The following is a 1494-nucleotide window of genomic DNA, read 5'->3' on the forward strand; positions in this document are numbered from 1 at the left end:
CTCTTGGGGTTTGTTACTTTAGCAGTACTGACAAGTACGAGCAAAGCGAGAAAAAACGCTTGCGGGTTTTCGATGCGATAGCGAGAAAAACGCAAAGTTACGATCTTATATTTGGTTTTTACAGAGACTAACGAGCAAAGCGAAGTTAGGCTCTCTAGAGACTAGATATAAGTAAGACAAATATACTTAAAGTAAATGGGTATGGGTTAATATCAATATGGGTCGCAAGATGCGGATAAACACCACATATATGGCTAAAAACCGTATTATACCACTACATATTGTGTCATTATGCGATTAAAAAGCACCATCTTGCGAAGTAAAGCACCATCTTGCGAAGTGATTACTTCGCATCATCAATCATCTTTTGCAGTGCTAGTATCATCTCTTGAGCAGACATGCCGTTATTGTGCATCTGATCAATCGTATACTTCTCTACTGGTGTAAGGTAATACTGTCCCACCTTTGCCTTTTTGAATAGCTCTACGCCCTTCTGGTGAGCTTCTACGAACGCCTTTGATAGTTGCTTAGTGATCGTTAGAATCTTACGTACATTATCGTCAGTTGGTAATGAGTCATCTTTATGAGTAGCTGCATAGTAATCTAACCAGTACTTTACACGTTCCTTTGATATTTCGGAGCACTTGAATAGTACGAAATAAATCTTTGCACGTGGGTAGCCGTTCTTACCTGCACACTTATCAATAATTGCCCCTACTATATCTTTCCCGTCTTTCGTTAGATCTGAATACTTGCTAAAGCTGCCAGCTATTTTTAGAAACTCTGAATTGTCTGTTTTTTGTGGTTTTCCTGCCATGATAAATACCTTTATAAAATGATGTTAATTAATTAGGCGTTACGGTGTTTCTCCCACTGTAACGCCTTTCTTATTACTTGCTGTTTAGTAGTGCTGTACTAAGTACTGGATAGTTGCTGTACTTGGTCGCTAGGTTATGAATACGTACTTGGCGGTGTTGAAGATATACTTGGTGTGCTTCATCTTCTGTAGCGAATGTACCGTAATACTCCTGTACACCGTTGTATGTTGATTTAGCTACCCAACTATTATAAATCTTCTGTACACCCTTCTTATACTTCCCGTAACCACCTCTGAATAGTTGATTTACTTCATGCGGTACGAACATACAAGTGCCTGGGGAATAGTGGTTAGCTCCTAGCATATCCTTGTCTACATCCCATCCCCTAATACTATTCTCTAAGTACCAGTAGTAGTAGTTACTGAAAGTGTACCATTCAGCACAAATAGTTGTATTAGCGTAACCTTTGCGTTTTAGTCTTGAATGCATACTATGCCATTTCTGTAGAGCTTCTTTATATAGGTGTAGAGATACCTGGCCTTTTAGGTCATTGATTTTTTCCATTTTGATTCATCCATGAATTTTATGTAGGGGCAATCCGTGCCGCTACAATGAGATAATACTTTTTACGATAGTATCAAACGTTGTGTATTACTTACTGTTTAGTATTGAGTAC

2 protein-coding genes are annotated in these 1494 nt (G+C 38.6%); both read right to left on the minus strand.

The genetic code is table 11. The annotated features are described in order from the left end of the window. Positions 1 to 343: 343 nt before the first annotated feature. Positions 344 to 817: a hypothetical protein gene (locus tag IM273_RS22205; protein ID WP_053520847.1), complete on the minus strand. Its 474-nt coding sequence runs from the start codon at positions 815 to 817 to the stop codon at positions 344 to 346. A 73-nt stretch (positions 818 to 890) separates the two neighbouring features. Then, the gene (locus IM273_RS22210; RefSeq protein WP_193055662.1) at positions 891 to 1382 is read right to left on the minus strand and encodes a hypothetical protein; all 492 of its coding nucleotides are present in this window, start codon (positions 1380 to 1382) and stop codon (positions 891 to 893) included. Between the last annotated feature and the right edge of the window lie 112 nt (positions 1383 to 1494).

The sequence above is a fragment of the Enterobacter cloacae complex sp. P13B genome (genome assembly GCF_014895915.1).
Lineage (GTDB): Bacteria > Pseudomonadota > Gammaproteobacteria > Enterobacterales > Enterobacteriaceae > Enterobacter > Enterobacter bugandensis.